Annotated in this window: 17 protein-coding genes; all 17 read right to left on the reverse strand. The window is 62.2% G+C overall.

What is annotated here, in order from left to right; all coding sequences use genetic code 11:
* The 17 genes from I6E04_RS01005 to I6E04_RS01085 all read right to left on the reverse strand — a co-directional run bounded on the left by I6E04_RS01005 (window position 1) and on the right by I6E04_RS01085 (window position 20,539).
* The gene (locus I6E04_RS01005; RefSeq protein ID WP_235421258.1) at window positions 1-327 is read right to left on the reverse strand and encodes a stage V sporulation protein S; all 327 of its coding nucleotides are present in this window, start codon (window positions 325-327) and stop codon (window positions 1-3) included.
* A 79-nt stretch (window positions 328-406) separates the two neighbouring features.
* Window positions 407-1,495, reverse strand: a complete 1,089-nt coding sequence (locus I6E04_RS01010; protein ID WP_235421259.1) for an ATP-binding protein — start codon at window positions 1,493-1,495, stop codon at window positions 407-409.
* Between the two features lie 5 nt (window positions 1,496-1,500).
* Window positions 1,501-3,051, reverse strand: a complete 1,551-nt coding sequence (gene rny / locus I6E04_RS01015) for a ribonuclease Y (RefSeq protein WP_235421260.1) — start codon at window positions 3,049-3,051, stop codon at window positions 1,501-1,503.
* 269 nt (window positions 3,052-3,320) lie between these two features.
* Window positions 3,321-4,016 carry a regulatory protein RecX gene (locus I6E04_RS01020; protein WP_235421262.1) on the reverse strand — a complete coding sequence of 232 codons (696 nt, stop codon included), beginning with the start codon at window positions 4,014-4,016 and terminating at the stop codon, window positions 3,321-3,323.
* Window positions 4,016-5,107: a recombinase RecA gene (recA, locus tag I6E04_RS01025; RefSeq protein ID WP_235421263.1), complete on the reverse strand. Its 1,092-nt coding sequence runs from the start codon at window positions 5,105-5,107 to the stop codon at window positions 4,016-4,018. The genes I6E04_RS01020 and recA overlap by 1 nt, the downstream gene beginning before the upstream one ends.
* Before the next feature lie 270 nt (window positions 5,108-5,377).
* Entirely contained in the window at window positions 5,378-5,890 is a 513-nt protein-coding gene (locus I6E04_RS01030) for a CinA family protein (RefSeq protein ID WP_235421264.1), read from the reverse strand.
* A gap of 11 nt (window positions 5,891-5,901) precedes the next feature.
* The gene (gene pgsA / locus I6E04_RS01035) at window positions 5,902-6,540 is read right to left on the reverse strand and encodes a CDP-diacylglycerol--glycerol-3-phosphate 3-phosphatidyltransferase (RefSeq protein WP_328225249.1); all 639 of its coding nucleotides are present in this window, start codon (window positions 6,538-6,540) and stop codon (window positions 5,902-5,904) included.
* Between the two features lie 10 nt (window positions 6,541-6,550).
* Window positions 6,551-7,891 carry a 30S ribosomal protein S12 methylthiotransferase RimO gene (rimO, locus tag I6E04_RS01040; RefSeq protein ID WP_235421266.1) on the reverse strand — a complete coding sequence of 447 codons (1,341 nt, stop codon included), beginning with the start codon at window positions 7,889-7,891 and terminating at the stop codon, window positions 6,551-6,553.
* 29 nt (window positions 7,892-7,920) lie between these two features.
* Entirely contained in the window at window positions 7,921-8,418 is a 498-nt protein-coding gene (locus I6E04_RS01045) for a YajQ family cyclic di-GMP-binding protein (RefSeq protein WP_235421268.1), read from the reverse strand.
* Between the two features lie 43 nt (window positions 8,419-8,461).
* Complete coding sequence (locus I6E04_RS01050) at window positions 8,462-9,901, reverse strand: helix-turn-helix domain-containing protein (protein WP_235421269.1); 1,440 nt, start codon at window positions 9,899-9,901, stop codon at window positions 8,462-8,464.
* Entirely contained in the window at window positions 9,901-12,714 is a 2,814-nt protein-coding gene (locus I6E04_RS01055; protein WP_235421271.1) for an FtsK/SpoIIIE family DNA translocase, read from the reverse strand. Before I6E04_RS01055 ends, I6E04_RS01050 begins: the two co-directional genes overlap by 1 nt.
* A gap of 1 nt (window position 12,715) precedes the next feature.
* A complete protein-coding gene (locus I6E04_RS01060) occupies window positions 12,716-14,395 on the reverse strand; it encodes a ribonuclease J (protein WP_235421272.1) in 1,680 nt (559 codons plus the stop codon).
* 259 nt (window positions 14,396-14,654) lie between these two features.
* Window positions 14,655-16,907: a polyribonucleotide nucleotidyltransferase gene (locus I6E04_RS01065; protein ID WP_235421275.1), complete on the reverse strand. Its 2,253-nt coding sequence runs from the start codon at window positions 16,905-16,907 to the stop codon at window positions 14,655-14,657.
* A gap of 143 nt (window positions 16,908-17,050) precedes the next feature.
* Window positions 17,051-17,329, reverse strand: a complete 279-nt coding sequence (gene rpsO, locus I6E04_RS01070) for a 30S ribosomal protein S15 (RefSeq protein WP_235421277.1) — start codon at window positions 17,327-17,329, stop codon at window positions 17,051-17,053.
* A 339-nt stretch (window positions 17,330-17,668) separates the two neighbouring features.
* Window positions 17,669-18,982, reverse strand: a complete 1,314-nt coding sequence (locus tag I6E04_RS01075; RefSeq protein ID WP_235421278.1) for an NCS2 family permease — start codon at window positions 18,980-18,982, stop codon at window positions 17,669-17,671.
* A gap of 96 nt (window positions 18,983-19,078) precedes the next feature.
* Entirely contained in the window at window positions 19,079-19,831 is a 753-nt protein-coding gene (locus I6E04_RS01080; RefSeq protein WP_235421281.1) for a transposase, read from the reverse strand.
* 201 nt (window positions 19,832-20,032) lie between these two features.
* A complete protein-coding gene (locus I6E04_RS01085; RefSeq protein ID WP_235421283.1) occupies window positions 20,033-20,539 on the reverse strand; it encodes a hypothetical protein in 507 nt (168 codons plus the stop codon).
* Window positions 20,540-20,700: the final 161 nt, after the last annotated feature.

Raw genomic sequence — 20,700 nt, forward strand, 5'->3', positions numbered from 1 at the left:
CTACCCGACTCGAAGGTTATCGTCCGTGCGGTCGAAATCGAATGCATCGCCGCTATGCGTGGAAAGACTATGGACATAGATGGCGAGCCTGATCGCGGTCCGGGACTCACCGTTGATGAGGATATCCGAGAACACCGGTGCACAGGAGATATCGAAACCCGTGGGAATCAAAAAGCCACGTGCGATGGCGATCGCCTTGATCGCCTGATTGACCGCACCGGCACCGACGCACTGGATGTTGACCGGCACACCGTCTTTGACCATACCCGCAATCGCGCCGGCGACGGAAGCCGGTGACGACTTGCTGGAGACTTTCAGAAATTCCATGCTACGATTCTCCTGCATATAAGCATCGTTTAGGCAAAGTTATAGTAAATGTAGCCCATCGGAGCCGAAGCCACAAGGGCTATTCTTCCTTTCCGATATCAAAGGTCACGGTGATGCGGTCGCGCGTGACGCGAACATGCGGTTCAGAGGTAAGCGAGAGGTAGTATCGCTCGGCGAGCTCGTTGAAATCGCGCTCGACGGCGCGAGAGAACCGTTCGATATCATCGCGGGCGATCTTGAGTCCGCGGCGATCGCGATCAAGATCGACCGACGCGGACTGCGGTCGCGCCATATGGGTGCGCTCGCGCAAGACACGCGACGCGACGCTGCGAAGCGGTGCGATCGATCCGGACAGGATACGATGAGCCGTTCGCTCGGAGATCTCCAACCCGATGGAGGAAGCGATCGAGAGGAAATGCGCGGCGTCAGCAGCGCTGCCCAATCTATCTACGACGGGCAACTGCTCCACGTCATCGAGGAACAACAAGGTGGACGTATCGACCGAGCGCGTGGCGTGCGCGAAGAGCGTGGCGGCGATATCGGTCGGCGACCCGAGATAGACATCGCATCCATGAAGCTCGGCACAGGCGAACTCACAAGCCGCACGGTTGATATTGTGCGGGCCCTTCACGCATACGAGTTGGCCTTCCTCGTCCTTTTGAACGGAAGGCCAACTCGACTGGTCGGCACGCTCCTTGAGCGTGGAGGTATCGACGACGACCTTGAACGACGAGCCGAGCTTGGGCGCCGAGGAGACGACAAAGGCCTCCTGCGCGTTCTGACGAATGGAGAACAGCGCCATGCCGCGACCATGAACGCCCCAACGGTCCATCTTCATGGACTCGAGCTTGGATGTCACGCGGGCATCGAAGATGCGGTCGTGCATATCCGCTGGAACGCCGCTACCGTTGTCGAGAAAGAGGAGGGTGCGAACACCCTCCTCTTTCGTCATAGCAAGATAGATTCGCGTGGCACCGGCATCGCGGGCGTTACGAAGCATCTCGATGACGATATCCTCGACATGCTGGATATCATGTTTCGCCTGACGGCGCTCGGCTTCCGAAACGCGCAGCCGGACATACCCCTCACCGAGGTTTTCCTCGACACGCAGCGTTCCCTCGCCGGACATCGAAGCGATGAACGAGATGAGCCCGGATGAATCAGCCATCGTCGTTACTTCGCGATATCGACGGCGCGGCTCTCGCGGATCACGACGACGCGCACCTGACCGGGATACTCCATCTCGTCCTCGATCTGATGGGCGATATCGTGCGCAAGAACGGTCGCCTGGGCATCGGAGATCTTATCGGGCTGAACCATCACATGTACCTCGCGACCCGCCTGCATGGCATAGGTGCGCTCGACGCCATCATGGCTGTTCGCGATCTGCTCGAGCTTCTCAAGGCGCTTGATATAGTTCTCAGCCGACTCACGGCGCGCGCCGGGACGAGAGGCGGAGATGGCATCGGCGGCCTGCACGAGAACGGCGAGGACGGAGTTGGGATCGACATCGGCGTGATGCGCTTCGATCGCATGGACGATCGCCGGCTTCTCGCCATACCGACGAGCGAGGTCGGCACCGATCACCGCATGGGGACCCTCGACCTCATGGTCGATGGCCTTGCCGAGGTCGTGGAGTAGACCCGCCCGCTTGGCGATCCGGACGTCGACACCGAGCTCGGAGGCCATGATGCCGCACAGTTCGGAGACCTCGATGGAGTGCTGAAGCACGTTCTGGCCGAACGAGGTGCGATAGCGCAGCGAACCGAGCGTCTTGACGAGTTCGGGATGAAGATCATGGATGCCGGTGTCGAAAGCCGCCTGCTCGCCCGCTTCGCGAACGCGCTGCTGGACTAGATCGGACGCCTTGCGATACATCTCCTCGATGCGGGCCGGATGGATACGGCCGTCAGCGATGAGGTTCTCGAGAGCGACGCGGGCTGTCTCGCGGCGAACGGGGTCGAAGCTCGACAGGATGACGGTCTCGGGCGTGTCATCGATGACGAGGTTGACGCCGGACACCTGCTCGAACGTCCTGATGTTGCGTCCCTCGCGACCGATGATGCGACCCTTGAGGTCATCGGAGGGAATGTGCACGGAAGTCACTGTGACCTCGGCGGTGTGGTCGGCAGCGCAACGCTGGATAGCAAGCGAGATGATCTCCTGCGCGGTCTTATGGCACTCGGCGCGCACCTGTTGCTCGGAATCGCGGATGATGGCCGCAGCCTCATGCGTGACCTCGCCGCGAACCTTGTCGAGCAGCTCTCGATGGGCGTCGTCACGGGTGAGCTCGGAGATGCGCTCGAGCTCGCTGGTCTGCTTCGCGACGAGCTCGTCAAGCTCACGGCTGCGCTTCTCGATCTGACCAGCTTGGCTGGAGAGCTGATGCTCGCGCTTATCGAGCGCGTCGTTGCGGCGGTCGAGGGACTCCTCGCGCTGCATCACGCGGTTCTCGAGCGTACGAAGCTCACGCTTGCGCTGCTTCTCTTCGGCTTCGGCAGCCTGCTTGTTTTGGAGGATCTCCTCTTTGGCCTCAAGCAGGGCTTCCTTCTTCAAGGTCTCAGCCGCCCGCTTCGCATCGCCGATGACACGTTCAGCCTCGGCATGCGCGGACTCGATCTTCGAGTCGGCCTGCTTCAGGCTTCCGTTCTTGGCGCTGCGCATGGCCAAAGCGGCACCGGCTGCACCTACGATGAGGCACACGATACCGATTACGAATTCCATGCTAGATTACTCCTTCATAACGTTTCAAGTAACAGAAAGGCACCATCCGAAAAAACGGACAGCACCCGACATTTGCTAGGGAATGGTCACCCCATATGAAATGAATGTATCCAATATCAATCTCATCGATGATGAGCGCATATCACATAACAAATGACGTTTTTATCCTACGTTTACCATCGACTTATGTCAAACGGCCATAACGGCACTACGATGAATACACAAACGGACGATCGGTATATCGACGTGCGTAAACGGACAGGTTTAGTCTAGTCGGAGAGAACCGACGAAGCTGCCTCACGGGCAATCGCGTAAGAAAAACCTCGTGACACGAGATGCCGGATGAACTTCTCATGGGCGCGCGTCGTGGGAACGGGTCGCGATGCCAAGATCTTGCACGCGCGCGCAAGATCGTCCTCATCGTTGAAGAAACGCTCCGGGTATCCTTCGATCGCATCGACATCGATACCACGCCGCTGTAATTCGAGTTCCACGCGTCGCTTGCCCCATCCACGACGGACGCGCTCGGCGATAAAGTACTCCGCGAAGCGAAGATCGTCGACGAAACGGTGATCTCGACCGTATTCCAGCGCTCGCTCGATCTCCTGGTCGCGATAACCGTAGGTCTTAAGCTTGCGGCGAAGCTCGCCCTCGGCATAATCCCTTCGGGAAAGAAGGTCGGTCAGCTGCGCGACGCAAACACGATATTCAAGCTCGTGGATCGCGTCAAACGCATCATGCCAAGACTGCGGGAGCGCAACGGCAGCATCATCGAGCAGATGACCGACGCGGACGGGAACGACGATTCGATACACGGTACCGTCATCGAGCTCAACGGCGACCTCAGCCATAGGCTTCTTGCCATAGTTCGCCGCGCGTGCCCGAGCCGCGGCATCGGGCAACCCGACATCGATGGAAATCGCATCGATGTCGGGTTTACCCGGTTCTTGATCAAACTCGTCCATTACGCCTCATCGGTTTCGGGGGCGACGACTGCCTCCCCCGTCGGCTCGTCCTCGAAATCGAGACCGCAGGCGACACGGACCTTATGCTCGATCTCGTCGGCCAGTGCGGGATTCTGGCGTAAGAACTCCTTGGCAGCCTCGCGGCCCTGACCCAAGCGCTCGGCGTCATAGGTGTACCACGCACCGGACTTGCGGACGATCTCGTAGTCGACGCCCATATCGAGAATGGAACCTTCCTTGGAGATGCCGGTGCCGTACATGATGTCGAACTCGGCGGTCCTGAAAGGAGCGGCGACCTTATTCTTGACGACCTTGCAACGAACGCGGCTGCCGACGATCTCGGTGCCGCTCTTGATGCTATCGACACGACGGATATCGATGCGCACGGAGGAGAAGAACTTCAGTGCGCGACCACCGGTCGTAGTCTCAGGATTGCCGAACATCACGCCGATCTTCTCGCGAAGCTGGTTGATGAAGATGCACGTGGTACGGGACTTAGCGAGGGAGCCGGCAAGCTTGCGAAGGGCCTGACTCATCAAGCGCGCCTGGAGACCGACCGACGAGTCGCCGATCTCGCCCTCGATCTCGGCACGAGGGACGAGCGCGGCAACGGAGTCGATGACGACCACGTCGATAGCACCCGAGCGCACGAGCATATCGCAGATCTCAAGTGCCTGCTCACCGGTATCCGGTTGAGAGATCAGCACCTCGTCGATATCGACACCGATACGCGCGGCATACCCGGGATCGAGCGCGTGCTCAGCATCGATGAAAGCGACGACGCCCCCTGCGGCCTGAGCTTCAGCGAGGATCTCGAGCGAGAGCGTCGTCTTACCGGAAGACTCGGGACCGAAGATCTCGATGATGCGGCCGCGAGGCACGCCGCCGATTCCAAGGGCGGCATCTAACGCGAGGGCACCGGTCGGAATCGCCTCGACTTCGAGCTCCGGGCCACCGTCACCATATCGCATGATGGAACCCGTACCGAACTTCTTCTCGATGTCTGCCTTCGTGGCCTCGATCATCTTATCGCGCTCGGCACCATAGGTGCGCTCATGAACCTGTTTGGTCGGGGCGGAACTCTTTGCCATGGGATATCCTCCTTGGAACTGAAACCATCACGACTATAAGCGAACAGCTGTTCGCAGTCAAGCCTTATACGTTGAATCCTAACGGTGGGAACCGACAGGCGTTCCAAGAGGCATCAGCTAGACGCCGACAGGGACTTGACACGATGCCGACAAACGGCATGCCTACCGATCGGCATCAACAAGACTCCAGCTACCTATGGCACAAAGAATCCATCGGCAACGAGGAGGCGGTCACGGGATGTGACGTCGAGCGCGGAACGCACCGTCCGGTCACGCGGATTCCACAGAACGTATCCACGCAAGGCAGAGCTCGAGCGCTTCGGCGGCCGCCTGCATGCGAACGGAGGACCTATCCCCATCGAAGGTGCAACGCCATGAGCTGACATGTTGCTTGTCGGCGATTCCCAGATAGACGGTACCGACCGGATCGAGCTCGGTACCGCCGCCGGGGCCAGCGTACCCGGTCAGACTTACGGCGACGTCGGAGCCGAACAGCTCCCGGGCACCCCTGGCCATCTCTCGGGCAACCTGATGGGAGACTTCGGTGTAGCGCTCGATCGACTCGCGGGAAACACCGAGGACACGCTCCTTGATCTCGTTCACGTAGGTGACCGCACCACCACGGAGCACCGAGGATGCACCGGGCACATCGGCGATCGTGGAGCTGACCATCCCGGCGGTAAGCGATTCCGCACAGGCGATCGTCAGGCCAGAGTGGGAAAACGCACGTACGACATCGGACGCGCTGCCGGAAAGGCACTCGGCCAGCTGCGAGTCGCCCATGAACCCCTCCCCTACGACGTGATGATGTCTCGGCTGTTCCAAAGATATTGCACACCCGAGACGACGGTCAGCACCACGGCTGCGATCATCAGCGCATCGGCGACGATGTTCAGCATGAGGACCAAACCGCTCACGCCGCTTCCGGCAAAGAGCGCCGTGAGCGCGAAAGAGAGCAGGTAGCCGCAAAGCGCCACCATGGTCACCGCCGTCTTGGCCTTGCCGAGCTTATCGGCGGCGATGACGACACCAGCCGCGCTCGCGACCATGCGCAGGGCACTGACCAGGAACTCCCTGACCAAGATGATGAACACGAACCACAGGTTGACGTACCCCATGTCCATGAGCAGCAGTAGCGCGGAAAAGACGAGAAGCTTATCGGCGATCGGGTCGAGGAACTTGCCGAAATCGGTGATCTCGTGACGCGAACGCGCCAGATAGCCATCGACCTTATCGGTTAGGCTCAAGACGACATAGAGGAGAAACGCCGCGAACGCCAAAACCGGCGAAGGCGCGGTGGAATCCCCGCTATACGATAGATACAACAGGATCATGAAGACCGGGATGAACACGATCCTCACGCAGGTGACGATATTCGCAGGCGTCCAAATCCCAGGATCGCCCTCACGGCGCGACGATTGCTGCTGGCTCACGATACCTCGCCTACTCCACCACATGACCGATCAGCTCATAACAGAAGCTGTCGGTAAACTCAACCTTCAGGATATCCCCGACGCACGCCTCGGCAGCATCGAGATGCACGGCGCCGTCGCTGTCGGGCGCCTGGAACCACGCATGGCCGATCAGCTCGGGACCGTCATCGGCCTGTTCGATACCGTCGACGATGACCTCGGCGACCTCGCCGACATGCGCGGCGGTGGCGGCGAATCCGAGCGCCTCCGCAAGATCGACGGCAGCCTGAGTACGCTCGAGCTTCTCGTCTTCATCGATCTGGTCGGCCATCTTCGCGGCGCGCGTGCCGTCCTCACATGAGAACGCAAACACGCTCGTGTAGTCGAACCCCTCCCGATCCATGAACGCGAGCATCTCCTCATGCTCCTCAGGGGTTTCTCCCGGGAAGGCGACCAGATAGGTCGTGCGGATCACCATGCCGGGGATCTCGCGACGAAGTCGGGCGAAGAGAGCTTCGAGCTCACGTTCCGAACCGCTGCGGTTCATCGCATGCAAAACGCGCTCGCTACAATGCTGGACGGGGATATCGATATACGGCAGGACCTCAGGCGTATCGCGGATCGTCGCGATAAGCTCATCGGTCATGCCCTCGGGCTGCAGATAGAGTACGCGGACCCACACGCGCTCGGGCCTCACGGCCTCGGCGACGCGCTGCAGAAGCTGCGCAAGCGTGCGTGGACCGGGCACATCCTGATCGAAATCCGAACCCCAGATGCCGGTATCCTGCCCGATCAGGACGAGTTCGCGAACGCCTCCGGCGACCAGGTCGCGCACTTCCGATAGGATCGAGTCGGCTGACCGGGAGCGATAGCGTCCCCTGATATAGGGAATCGCGCAGAAGCTGCAGAACCGGTCGCATCCGTCGGAGATCTTGATGTAGGCGACAGCGCCCTCGACGGTACGCTTGACGTCGGGAACATGGGCAGGCAGCGTGCGCTCGCACGACAGCACCTCGTCGACGACCGCGACGATGCCGTCCTCCTCGTCGGCCCTGACGAACGCGGCGACCTCGGGAAGCTCTCCGGGAAGATCGTCGCCGTAACGGGAGGGAACGCACCCGCACATCACGATCGGAACCTCGCGTACGCCATCGTGCACATCCTCGGCAAGCGACAGCGTCGTCTCGATGCTCTCGGATGTGGCAGAGGCGAGAAACGAGCAGGTGTTCACGATGACGAGATCGGCCTCATCGGTATCTTGCGCCTCGGAATAGCCGGCGGCATTCAGCAGGGAACGCATACGGTCGGTATCGACCTCGTTTTTAGCGCATCCGAGCGTGATATAGAGGATCGCGTGTTGTGAAGCATCCATAAACGGGGCTTTCGCCTTTCAATCGATGATTACCGGTAGTTGACGAACTGCAGGGGCTGGCCGTAGTCCTGCTCACGCAAGAACTGGATGACCTGCTGTAGAGCGTCCTTGGAGGGTGAGGAGACGCGAAGCTTGTCCGCTTCGATCGTGATCTTCACCTTGATCTTGGTGTCTTTCACGTCCTTGTTGATCTTCTTCGCCGTCGGCTGGTCGATACCCTCGACGATATGGCCGACGACGCGCACGGTACCGCCGGATGCGGCCTGCGGAGCGTCCCAGGACACCGCCTTGAGGTCGATGCCGCGCTTGACGAGCTTGCCGTTCAGCACGTCGATGATCTGACGGGCGACGAAATCGGCAGGCGCGTTGATGGTCAGGAGCTTATCGGGCTTGGAAAGCTCGATGCGCGCACCGGAATCCTTGAGGTCATAGCGCTGCGAGATCTCACGCGTGCACTGCTGATAGGCGTTATCGACTTCCTGCATGTCGACCTGGGAGACGACGTCGAAGCTCGAATCTTTAGCCATGTTGCATCCCTTCTCCTACGGCATCCGCACCATGCGGCACCGATCACATCTCGGAATCATCGGAGTACGAGTCATCGTAATACGACTCGTCGGTATATGAATCATCGGACGTATCGGACCCATCGGTCGAGGAATCCGAACTGTCGTCGCTCGATCCGTCCGAGGCGCCTTCGTCGGTCGACTTCGGTACCGATATCGTCAGGCGACCGACGCCGGAGGTCTTCGTATCCCATTCGACGCTGTCGCCGTTTTTGGTGACACGGACGTCGCCCGGATGGTCGACCGTGACCTCGATCGAGCTTTCGGGCGTGAAGTCCATCTCGAATGGCCCCGCAACCTGTTCGGACAGCTTAAGCGAACCATCGACCTTGACCTCGACCCACGACGAAGCGCCCTCTTCCAAGGATACGGTGACCGTCGTCTTGGTGGGAACCGCCTGGGCATCGGTATCGGAATCGGCCGTATCGCCATCGGAGTCACCATCGGCGTTGGCATCGGCATCCGAATCACCGTCGGCGTCGGAAGCGGATGCCGAGGAGTCATCATCGGCCGCGTCGTCTTTCGAGGTCGTATCGTCGGTCGCAGCCGAGCCATCGGTGGAACCGGTCGAGACGGCCGGGGTTTCAGGCGTCTGCTGCGTCGAGGGGGCAGCCGTGCAACCGCGGACGAGCAGGATGATCGCAACGAGCAGAATGACGACGGCGATGACGATCGCACCGATCATAACACGGGGATCATCGAAGATCGTCGGAGCTGCGTTGCGGCGTCCCTGGGAACGACCGGAGGAACGACCGCGGGAAGGAGCCTGTCGTGAGCTGCGTCGCCGTGAGCTCGAATCTGCGGAGGGACGACGCGAGGCGCCGCTCGCATATCGTGAGCTCCTCCCCTCCCCTTCGGGCACGCGACGCATGCGCGTCGTGCGCCCCGCAGACCCGCTGCGGGGAAGATCGCGGCCGCGACTGTATTCTCCATCGCCTCCGCGTCGCGACGCAGGGCTATCCCCGTAGCGACGGGGTGCACCCTCCGGCAGGCTCGCATAGCGCCGCTCGTTTCCGGCAACCGGCATGGGGACATGACCCGAGGTCGAATCGGAGACATACCCCGCCTGCGGCGGACGCTGTGCAAAACGCGAAGCGGGAACGGGGTCGACCATAAGGTAGCGACCGCTCGTGCTCACGCTGCGGGGAACGGGGTTGGTCGCGCCCTCGGTGAACTGGCTGCCGGCAGAGCTACCTCCGCGCTCGTATACATAGAGCTCATCGAAGTAGGCGTTGACGACCTCGCGGGGATTCAGCCCCAGATAGCGAGCATAACTCGCGATCATGCCCTGCGCGTACCCGCGTGGCGGCATCGAGGCGAAGTTGCCCGTCTCGAAGAACTCGATGATCTGCGGACGGATCTTGATCACGTTGGCGACCTGTTGGATCGACATGCCCAACTCACGGCGTCGATTGAGCAGCATCTCGCCGAAACGACTGGACATCAGAACCCTCCCAACTCGTCATCTTGCGCCATGCGGGCCTCGAGCGCCTCGAGCTCCGCAAGCCCCTCCTCATCGAGGAGGACCTCACGGGGCTTCGAGCCGTCGGGGGGACCGACGACGCCCTTCTCTTCAAGCATATCCATGATGCGTCCCGCGCGGGCGTACCCCACCTTGAGACGACGCTGGAGACCGGATGTGGAGCCGAGCTGCGATTCCACGACGATGCGCGCGGCGTCCCAGAGCAGCGGGTCGTCATCGCCGGCGTCATGCGAGCCCGAGCCAGACCCGCCGACCATCGCGGGGGCGACCGCGGAAAGGATCTCCTCGTGGTACTCGGCAGGGCTTTGCTCCTTGACGAACTCGACGACGCTGAAGATCTCCTCATCGGAAACGTAGCAGCCCTGGATGCGCTTGGGCTTGCCCCAATCGACGCGGCTGAAGAGCATGTCGCCCTGACCGATGAGCTTCTCGGCGCCGGTCTGGTCGAGGATGACGCGACTGTCGATACCCGTCGCGACGGTAAGACCGATGCGGTTGGTGATGTTCGCCTTGATGAGGCCGGTCACGACGTTGGAGCTCGGACGCTGCGTGGCGACGATCATATGGATACCGGCGGCACGGCCGAGCTGTGCGATGCGAACGATGGACGCCTCGACGTCCTTGCCGGCGACCATCATGAGGTCGGAAAGCTCGTCGATGACGATCACGAGGTAAGGCATCTTGGCCGGTGGGTTGTCGTACTTCTCGAACTCACCGGCAGCCTGCTTCTCGTTGAACGTCGATATCTTACGGACACCGATGCGCTCGAAGATCTTGAGCCTGCGCTCCATTTCCGAAACAGCCCACTGCAGCGCGCTCGCTGCCTGCTTGGGCTCGGTCACGACCGGCACGTACAGGTGCGGAAGCCCATCATACGGCGCGAACTCGACGCGCTTGGGGTCGATCATGATGAGGCGGACGTCCTCGGGGAATGTGCGCATGAGCAGGCTCATGAGAATGGAGCTGATGACGACCGACTTGCCCGAGCCGGTGGTGCCGGCGATGAGAAGATGGGGCATCTTGGCTAGATCTGCCACCATGGGCTGCCCCTCGGCATCCCGGCCGAGGGCGAACTCGAGCGGGCCGCCCTTGACATAGGGCAGGATATCGCCGAACGCGACCGTCTGGCGCGTTCGGTTGGGGATCTCGATACCGACAAGGGAGGTGCCGGGGATCGGTGCGAAGATACGGACCGAGTCGGTCGCGAGCGACAGGGCGATATCGTCCTCCAGATTGGAGATACGGCTCACACGCTCGCCCTCGCCGGGCTGGACTTTGAAGGTCGTGACCGTCGGGCCCGAGATCCATCCCACCACACGGGAATGGAGGCCGAATTCCTGCAAGGTCGCCTGCAGCGCGGCAGCGGTCTGCTCGAGTTCCTTTTCGGAGCTGGAGCTTGACGCGGATGCAGGATTATGGCGCAGCATGGAGATGGGAGGCAGCTGACGCTCACCGTCGGGAGACTCCCCTGCAGGCGCAGCCGTCTCGGAACCGGATGCGGCCGAGCCCTGGGGTTTCGAGGAACCAGCGGGCTTCGTGGCGGAGGCAGGGCGCTTCGCATGTTCGGACGCAACAGTCGGTTTCGCCTGTTCGGCGACACGGCGCAGGAACTCCGGCACCGGGGGCTCCTTCATGGGCGGAACGGCGGCGGTAGCGGCGGGCGCCGAAATGGGCGAGGACATCTCATCGGACGCATCGGACGGTTCATCCCACGGCAGGGCATCGGACGACTCGATGGCATCGTCGTCGAACCCGAAGGCGTCGCTTTCGGAATGCTCGTCGCGCCCGTCCCGTGCAAGCACGCGCGTCGGAGCGGCACCCCTCGAGGTGACAGGCGGTACGGCGTCGACCTCGGCCATGCCGGTCGCGAACCGCTCCTTGACCGGGATCAGAGTCGTCTTGGCATGTTCGGAGGCCACCTCGGCCGAAACGTCGACGAAAGGATCCTCACCGTTGTCGGGGCCCAAATCGCGTTCGACAGGTGCCACACGGCTACCCAGATACGTGGTCGGAGCGCTCCCCGCCTCATCGAACAGGGATGCTTGGGCGGGATGCGCCGCCCTCGCAACCGGAGCCGCCATGGACGGATCGTCGCCCCACGGACGCTCATTGACATCGACGCGGCGGCGCTGGGCGATCTGCTCCGCACGCTGCGCGATCGACCTCACGACGTCTCCGATCGAAAAACCGATGAGGACGAAACCGAGGATGATAAGCCCGACCAGCACGACATAGGCGATGGTCTTCCCCAGGGCATTTTGCAGCACGCTCGCCAGGAAGGCGCCGACATAGCCGCCATACGCCGAGAGGTTCTCGGGTTCGAACATCGCCGATGCCGAAAGCTCGGTATAGGGCACCGAGAGCGACAGCACGGCGACGATGGAGACGAAGATCAAGGCGACACCGACGCACGTGCGTGCGGAAACCTCGATCGGACCACGCCAGAACAGCGCGGCCGCCGCACCGAGGATGCACAGCGGGACCACATACGCGCCAAGGCCGAACCCCAGGTGGTAGAACCCGGCGATAGCGGCCGTGACGGGAGCGGAAGACGGCGAGACGACGGAGATGAACGACGCGACGGCGAAGACCGCCAACAGCACGCCGGCGATATCGCGGCCCGAGCCGGCATCCATGATGGGCTCGACATGCTCGGCCTGCGCCTTCTGGTTAGCGCGCAGCGCGTGCGGGGAGGCATTGCCCTTCGCGTTCGCGCCCTTGGCCTGCGAACCCTTCTGCTTCGCGTTGTTTTTCGTCTTACCCGCTGCCGCCACGCTAGACCTCCATGACGACCGGGATGATCATCGGGCGCGTGTGCGTGCGATTCCAGATGAAATTGGACAGCGAATCGCGAACGGCCTTGCGGAGCGCATCGGTACCGCTGCTCGTGAAGTTGAAGGAACCCTTCTCGATCATCTTCATGATCGAGGCGGAGGCGTCGGAGCTGAACTCGTCATCGATGGTGAACGAGACGCCGCGACCGGAGAACTCGATCGCGTCGATGCGCTTGCGCTTGAGCGAGACGATGGCGACGGCCGTGACCATGCCGTCGTTTGCGAGCTTCTGGCGGTCGCGCAGGACGATCGGATCGGTATCGCCGATGCGCAGGCCGTCGACGTAGACGACGCCGGACTCGACGGGCTCACCGCGACGCACCTCGCCGCCGCGCATCTCGAGCGTGTCGCCGTTATCGAGGATGAAGATATGGTCGGACGGGATGCCGATCTTGCGGGCGAGGCGAGCATGGGCACGCAGGTGGACCGCCTCGCCGTGAACGGGCATAAAGTAGGCGGGCTTGGTCATGGCGAGCATGAGCTTGAGCTCTTCCTGGCTGCCGTGACCCGACACATGCACGAGTGTGCGGCTCTTGTCGTACACGTCGCACCCGATCTTGGCGAGGCTGTTGATGACCTGCTGGACGCCCTTCTCGTTACCGGGGATCGGCGTCGCGGAGATGATGACCGTATCGCCCTCGTGCATGGAGAGCGTCTTGTGCTCGCCGTTGGCCATGCGCGACAGCGCTGACAGCGGCTCGCCTTGGCTGCCGGTGCACATGACGACGATCTTGTCCTCGGGGAGGTTGTTGATCTCGTAGGCATCGATGATATCGGTCTCGGGGATATCGAGATACCCGAGCTCACGCGCGACGCGCGTGTTGGTGAGCATAGATCGGCCGGTGACGACTATCTTACGACCGCACTTGCGGGCGGCATCGCAGATCTGCTGCAGACGATGGATGTGGCTCGAGAAGCTCGCCACGAAGACGCGTCCGGGCGCGTCCTTGATCGCGGCGTAGAGCGAAGGACCGACCTCGGCCTCGGACTTCGTGAAGCCCGGAACGGTGGCGTTGGTCGAATCGGACAGCAGAAGGTCGATACCCTGCTTCGCAAAGCGGCTTATGGAGGCGTAATCGGGCGTCACGCCGTCGATGGGCGTCTGGTCGAGCTTGAAGTCGCCCGTGTGCATGACGTTGCCCTGCGGCGTGCGGATGAACACGCCGAGCGCGCCGGGGATGGAATGGGTCATCGAGAAGAAGTCGATGGAGATGCAGCCGAGGTTGACGTGGCTGCCGCCGGAGACCTCACGGAACTTCGGGGCACGGATCCTGAACTCGGCGAGCTTGCCCTCGATGAACCCGAGCGTCAGCTTGCTGGAGAAGATGGGCACCTTGTTGTTGAGGTCCTGCAGCAGGTACGGCAGGGAGCCGGTGTGATCCTCGTGGCCGTGCGTGACGACGATGCCGCGCAGCTTCTCCTCGTTCTCGAGGACGTAGGTGTAATCGGGCAGCACCAGGTCGATACCGGGCTGGGAATCGTCGGGGAACATCAGGCCGGCGTCGACGAGGACCATGTCCTCACCGCACTCGAACACGGTCATGTTCTTGCCGATGCCGTCAAGACCTCCCAGGGGAATGATCTTGAGCGGAGCGGCCTTCTTCTTTGTCGTGGTTGCCATATGGGGCGCAACGTCCTTTCTCGTACTCGTGACAATGCAACGGCGGTCGAGCCGCCGATTCGTTCGAAACGCACCGCGCGGCCACCGCCGCGGGCGATACACATGGACATTGCATTGTACCAACAAGATGCACACGAAATACCGTGCGGACCGCGTCCCCACACGAACAGCGGAACGGGACAAGAGACGTCGCGCGATGAAAGCGCCCCGGACCCTGTTGGCAAGGTCCGGGGCGCTCGCATGCGATCAGCTGCGCGGATTAGCCCTCATGATGGCGACGGGGCGCGCGGCCGCCGTTGTCGCCGGGAGTGCGACGAGGACGGTCGCCGTGCTCACGACGCGGACGACCCGGACGGTCACTGCGCTCGCGGCGCTCGCGATTGCCCTTGAAGCCGCCCTCGGAGCCGGAGCCGGCGGGCGCCTCGGGCTTGTCGAGGCGATCGAGCGAGATCTTGCCGCGCTCGTCGACCTCGATGACCTTCACCTTGACCTCGTCGCCGACGTTCAGGACGTCCTCGACCTTGTCGACGCGACCCTGCGCGACGCGGGAGATGTGCAGCAGGCCGTCCTTGCCGGGCAACAGGTTCACGAAAGCGCCGAACGGCTGGATGGAGACGACGCGGCCGGTGTACTCCTCCCCCACCTCGGGAACCTTGACGATGAGCTGGATGCGCTCGACGGCAGCCTCGACGGAATCGCCGACACCGCCGACGAAGACGGTGCCGTCCTCGTGGATGTCGATCGAGGCGCCGGTCTCATCCTGGATGCCGCGGATGGTCTCGCCGCCCTTGCCGATGACGTCGCGGATGTTCTCGACCGGGATCGTGATCGAGACGATGCGCGGCGCGGTGGAGCGGGTCTGCTCGCGCGGACCGGCGATCACGTCGAGCATCTTGCCCAAGATGAACGCACGGCCGGCCTTGGCCTGCTCGAGCGCGGTCTTAAGGATCTCGAACGTCAGGCCGGTGGCCTTGTTGTCCATCTGAAGGGCTGTGATGCCGCGCTCGGTGCCGGTGACCTTGAAGTCCATGTCGCCGAGGAAGTCCTCGATACCTTGGATGTCGGACAGGACGACGGTCTTGCCCTCTTCCTGGATGAGGCCCATGGCGATACCGGACACGGGGCGCTTGATGGGCACGCCGCCGTCCATGAGCGCAAGGCAGCTCGCGCAGGTAGACGCCATCGAGGAGGAGCCGTTGGACTCCATGACCTCGGAGACGACACGGATGGCATAGGGGAACTCGTTCTCGTCGGGCAGCACGGGGATCAGCGCGCGCTCGGCGAGGTTGCCGTGGCCGATCTCGCGACGCTTGGGGCTGCCCATACGGCCGGTCTCACCGGTGCAGAACGGCGGGAAGTTGTACTGGTGCATATAGCGCTTGCCGTCGACCGGCTCGATGGTGTCGAGACGCTGTGCCTCGTTCAGCATGCCGAGGGAGAGCACGGAGAGCACCTGGGTCTGGCCGCGCTGGAACAGGCCGGAACCGTGCACGAGCGGCAGGTAGGAATCCTTCACCATGATGGGACGGATCTCGTCGGCGGCACGGCCGTCGACGCGCTCGCCGGTCTCGACGACCATGGTGCGCATGGCCTTCTTCTCGAGCTTCTTGAGGTTGACCGGGATCTCGCGCTCCCAAGCGAGCTGCTCCTCCTCGGTGAACTCGGCACGGATGCGCTCCTTGAGCTCCTCGACGTGCGCGATGCGCGAGAGCTTGTCGGCGTCGGACAGCGCGGCGTACATCTCGTCGTAGTGCGCGAAGATGCGCTCCTCGACCTCGGGCACGGGCTGATCGAGCACGTACTCCTTGGGCTGGATGGGGCCGTTGACGCGCTCCCACTCGGCGACGAACTCGAGCTGCGCGTCGCAGAAGGCGCCGATGGCCTCCTGACCGATGCGCATGGCCTCGAGCATGTCGTCCTCGGTGACCTCCTCGGCGCCCGCCTCGACCATCGAGATGAAGTCGCGGGTGCCCGCGAGCTCGAGGTCGAGATCGGAGTTCTCGCGCTCCTCATAGGTCGGGTTGACGATGAACTCGCCGGTCTCCTTGTCGCGGCCGATACGCACGCAGGCAAGCGGGCCCTCGAAGGGCACGCCGCCGAGGGTGAGCGACAGGCTCGCGCCCATGGTGCAGATCACGTCGATGGGGTTCACCTGGTCGGCCACGAGCGAGGTCGCCACGATCTGGACCTCGTTGCGGAAGCCGTCGGGGAAACTCGGGCGGATGGGACGGTCGATCATACGCGCGGTGAGGGTGGCCTTCTCGGAGGGACGGCCCTCGCGCTTGAGGTAGCCGCCGGGAATGCGGCCGGCCGCGTACATCTTCTCGTTGAAGTCGACGGTCAGCGGGAAGAAGTCGTAGTTCTTGCGCTCCTTGGACACGACGACGGTCACGAGCGCGGTGGTGTCGCCCTGCTTGACCAGGGTGGCGCCGGTGGCCTGCTTGGCGAGCTCGCCACTCTCCAGCGTGTAAGTCTTGCCGTAGAGCTCGAAGGTCTTGGATACGAGTGTCATTTTTCTCCTTCATCTCCGCACGCCCCGTTGCGTGCGGGCCTCGAATAGTGCCTGCGGATCGTCCCGCAGACGGTGTAGAGGACGCGGTTGCGGCCCCTTACATGAAAAGGAGCCCCCGCGGGGGCTCCTGCATGCACAACGTGTTACTGGATGTTGTCGCGGATGCCGAGTTCCTTGATGAGTGCACGGTACTCGAAGATGTCGTTCTTCTTGATGTAGGACAGAAGACGACGGCGACGGCCGACCAGCATGAGCAGACCGCGGCGGGTGTGGAAGTCCTTCTGGTGGGACTTCATGTGCTCGGTGAGCTCGCGGATGCGCTCGGTGAGGATGGCAACCTGGACCTTGGGGTTGCCGGTGTCGACGGGGCTGTTGCCGAACTGTGCGGTAAGCTCGGCCTTGCGCTCCTTGGAGACGGTCATGGTGTACACCTTTCTCTAGAATACGCCCAACACTGGGAAGCCGCCGGTGCAGCGGGCATCTAAGTGCGGGTAACCAACAGCTGCATATGGTACCACAGCCTCATGCGTTCACGAGAACTGCACGATACGCTGCACGTGGGAGACACGAGTCCATGGTCCTACGCACCGACAGCCCAACCGAAGATGCGATCGGGATCTTTCCCATGGGTTTGTTTCAGTTAGGGACCCCTAGGTGAAAGAAACCCATGGGGAAGATCGGAAGGCTGCGAACAACAAAGCCGCGGCCGGGAATGGATCCCGACCGCGGCGCATGGTACCGAGCCGCTACCTCGCCAGAGACTAGAGCAGCAGGAAGTACAGCAGGAACGCGACACCGGCGACCCACATGAGCGGGCGAACGTACATCGCACGGCGCGTCACCACGGCCACGAGGATGTAGGTGATGAATCCCAGGCCGATGCCGTTGGAGATCGAGTAGGTGAACGGGATGCCGGCGATGATCATGAACGTCGGGAAACCCTCGAGCACGTCGTCCCAATCGACCATGACCACGTCGCCCATCATGAGGAAGCCGACGAACACGAGCGCGCCGCAGGTCGCCGCCGAGCTGATGCAGGAGATGAGCGGCGACAGGAACGCGGCAAGGATGAACAGGATGCCGGTGAAGATCGAGGTCAGGCCGGTGCGGCCGCCGTCAGCCGCACCCGAGGCGGACTCGACGAACGTCGTGACGGACGAGGCGCCCAGAAGGCCGCCCACCGCGGCGGCGACGGAGTCGACGATGAGGATCGGCTTGATGTCCTCGACTTTGCCGTCCTTAGTCAGGAATTCACCCTGCTTGGCCACGGCCATGGCGGTGCCCATGGTGTCGAAGAAGTCGCTCATCATAAGCGAGAAGGCGAACAGCAGGATCGTCGGGGTGGTGATCGCCTTGACAAGGCCCATCACGCCGTCGGCGTCGCTCATGAACGGCGCACCGGCCGTCGAGAAGTCGAGCGGCGCGACGATGCCGGTGGGCGCCTGGGTGACGCCCAGCGGGATACCGCACACCGCGGCGATGAGGATGCCCCACAGCAGCGCACCCTTGACCTTCATGGAATAGAGCACGACGGTCGCCACGATGGAGATGGCGCCGACCAGAAACGTCGGGTCGGTCACACTGCCGAGCGACACGAGCGTGTCGGCATTGGCCAGGATGATGCCACCGTCCTTGAGGCCGATCATCGCGATGAACAGGCCGAGACCGATCGAGATGCCGCGGCGCAGCGACACAGGGATGGCCTCCATGATGGCCTCGCGCAGGCCGCACAGCACGAGCAGCAGAATCGCGATGCCCTCGATGAACACGACGGCCATGGCGGTCTGCCAGCCGAGGCCCATCGCGCCGCAGAGCGTGTAGGCGACGATGGAGTTGATGCCCATGCCGGACGCGCACGCGAGCGGACGGTTGGCGAACACGCCCATCATGATGGTCATGATGCCGGCGCCCACGCAGGTCGCCGTGACGGCAGCGTTGATGGGCACGCCGCCCGCCTCCAAGATGAGCGGGTTGACCACGATGATGTAGGCCATGGCCAGAAACGTGGTGAGTCCGGCGCGAAGCTCGGTTGCCACCGAGGAGCCGCGCTCACCGATCTTGAAAAACTGTTCCATATGGATTCTCCCTCTCCCAAAACGGGTGGCCTCCGTCCGAAGGCCACCCGCCCACTCTAGCACGACTGCCGCAAGTTGGGAAAATGGGGACAGTCCCTATTTTCCCACCGCCGCTCTACCGACCGCAGAGGAACTGATGCCGCACAGGCATCCAATCTGCTTATAGCTCAGGCCCTCGGCGCTCAATGCTCGGATCACATCGTTTCGAGCGGACACATGCATTGCGCGAACCTCGCTCAAAGTCACCCCGAAGCGCCTCGCAACGGCTACCGCCAAGCACCGCGCCTCATCGTCCGTCAGGTACCGGCCGCCCTCGAACGCATAGACGCAACGATCACGCGCGGCGATGAAGAGGGTGAAGGACTTTGCGCCCCCGAGCATATCGAGCACCATCGACGTATCCGTGAGAGAGGGCTTGCCCACGTACTCGGCGTACGAGCTCCACCTGTATGCGCCGGCGGAACAGATGCCTGCGTAGGCGGGGTTGTTGAGGATGTAGCGAACGCATTCCAACAGGCGGCTGTCCGATTCGATGGGATCGCTGAAGAACCTCCCCTGAAAGAGGTGTCCCCCGCGGCTGTGACGAGCATTCAAGTAAGAAGCATACCCACCGAGGACCTTGTGCATGAATGCGCTCAGCTGATCATCCGCATCATCGAGCAGCAGGTGGACATGGTTGCTCATCAGGCACCATGCGATGATACGCACACCGAATTCCCGCTTGGCACCATCGAGGAGGTCGAGAAACTTCCGCCGATCGGCATCATCCTCGAAGATCGTCTGCTTGTTGTTGCCGCGGCTCACCACATGGTAGTAGCCCGTCTCGGAACGTTTTCTCGCGGTCCTCATGGCACACCCTCTCTTTTCACCATGGTCCCCGTAGGGTCGGATCGCCACATGAAACCGACCCTGGGAATACCAGGCGTGCATGGAGGAGGGTTGGATTCTTATGCCCGCCCCGCGGATGCGCTAAACCGCGCGCAGCGGGAAAATAGGGACAGTCCCCATTTTCCCGCTGCGCGCACAGTGGGAAATTATCGACTGCCCCTATTATCCCAGCGGGATGAAGCGACGGGCGGCGATGGGCGGTAGCACGATGCCGAGAATCGCCCAGATATATGTCCCTATGGCCGAGCTCCATTCGCCCACGACAATGTAGTAGATTCCGAAAAGCACATTGGGGATCAGCGCCGTTCCGCCCAGAAGCGCAAGACCGAGCAGCCAGCCCTCCTTTGCCGTCCAGGTTTTCTCGTTCGGATATCCAGAAGCCTGGAGTGAGAACAGCCATTGCTTGACGGCGCGGTGCGCTCGGTAGATCAGCACGTACGCGCAGACGGTGACGATGATGGCCACGATGATGAGCAGACTCGCGAGCCCGAGCGCGCGAAACCAACCGGAGATATCTTCGTCGCCGAGCACAAAGACCGCGTACCCGTACCGCCCTGCCGCAGCGATCGCCATGATCGCGCTCACGACCAATTCGAATTTGATGCACTTGAGAATTGCGATACGAGGAGCCTCTCCCAATGCATGCCAACGCTGCATGAACTCGCCCATGGTTCCTCCAAACACCAGAAGTACTTCCCTACCGGACTGCTACTCACATCAAAGCGGCACAAACCTTTTGCGGTAGATAAAACCGCGACCGGCAGACGGCCGGCCGCGGCGTATGGGAAAAGGTGCCTGTCTCTATTCCTTCGCTGGGAAAATAGGGACTG

This window comes from Collinsella tanakaei, assembly GCF_021531055.1.
Lineage (GTDB): Bacteria > Actinomycetota > Coriobacteriia > Coriobacteriales > Coriobacteriaceae > Collinsella > Collinsella tanakaei_B.

Coding starts and splice junctions, on each gene's coding strand:
- I6E04_RS01005 (WP_235421258.1), bottom strand. CDS start 327: ATGGAATTTCTGAAAGTCTCCAGCAAGTCGTCACCGGCTTCCGTCGCC.
- I6E04_RS01010 (WP_235421259.1), bottom strand. CDS start 1,495: ATGGCTGATTCATCCGGGCTCATCTCGTTCATCGCTTCGATGTCCGGC.
- rny (WP_235421260.1), bottom strand. CDS start 3,051: ATGGAATTCGTAATCGGTATCGTGTGCCTCATCGTAGGTGCAGCCGGT.
- I6E04_RS01020 (WP_235421262.1), bottom strand. CDS start 4,016: ATGGACGAGTTTGATCAAGAACCGGGTAAACCCGACATCGATGCGATT.
- recA (WP_235421263.1), bottom strand. CDS start 5,107: ATGGCAAAGAGTTCCGCCCCGACCAAACAGGTTCATGAGCGCACCTAT.
- I6E04_RS01030 (WP_235421264.1), bottom strand. CDS start 5,890: ATGGGCGACTCGCAGCTGGCCGAGTGCCTTTCCGGCAGCGCGTCCGAT.
- rimO (WP_235421266.1), bottom strand. CDS start 7,891: ATGGATGCTTCACAACACGCGATCCTCTATATCACGCTCGGATGCGCT.
- I6E04_RS01045 (WP_235421268.1), bottom strand. CDS start 8,418: ATGGCTAAAGATTCGAGCTTCGACGTCGTCTCCCAGGTCGACATGCAG.
- I6E04_RS01050 (WP_235421269.1), bottom strand. CDS start 9,901: ATGTCCAGTCGTTTCGGCGAGATGCTGCTCAATCGACGCCGTGAGTTG.
- I6E04_RS01060 (WP_235421272.1), bottom strand. CDS start 14,395: ATGGCAACCACGACAAAGAAGAAGGCCGCTCCGCTCAAGATCATTCCC.
- I6E04_RS01065 (WP_235421275.1), bottom strand. CDS start 16,907: ATGACACTCGTATCCAAGACCTTCGAGCTCTACGGCAAGACTTACACG.
- rpsO (WP_235421277.1), bottom strand. CDS start 17,329: ATGACCGTCTCCAAGGAGCGCAAGGCCGAGCTTACCGCACAGTTCGGC.
- I6E04_RS01075 (WP_235421278.1), bottom strand. CDS start 18,982: ATGGAACAGTTTTTCAAGATCGGTGAGCGCGGCTCCTCGGTGGCAACC.
- I6E04_RS01080 (WP_235421281.1), bottom strand. CDS start 19,831: ATGAGGACCGCGAGAAAACGTTCCGAGACGGGCTACTACCATGTGGTG.
- I6E04_RS01085 (WP_235421283.1), bottom strand. CDS start 20,539: ATGGGCGAGTTCATGCAGCGTTGGCATGCATTGGGAGAGGCTCCTCGT.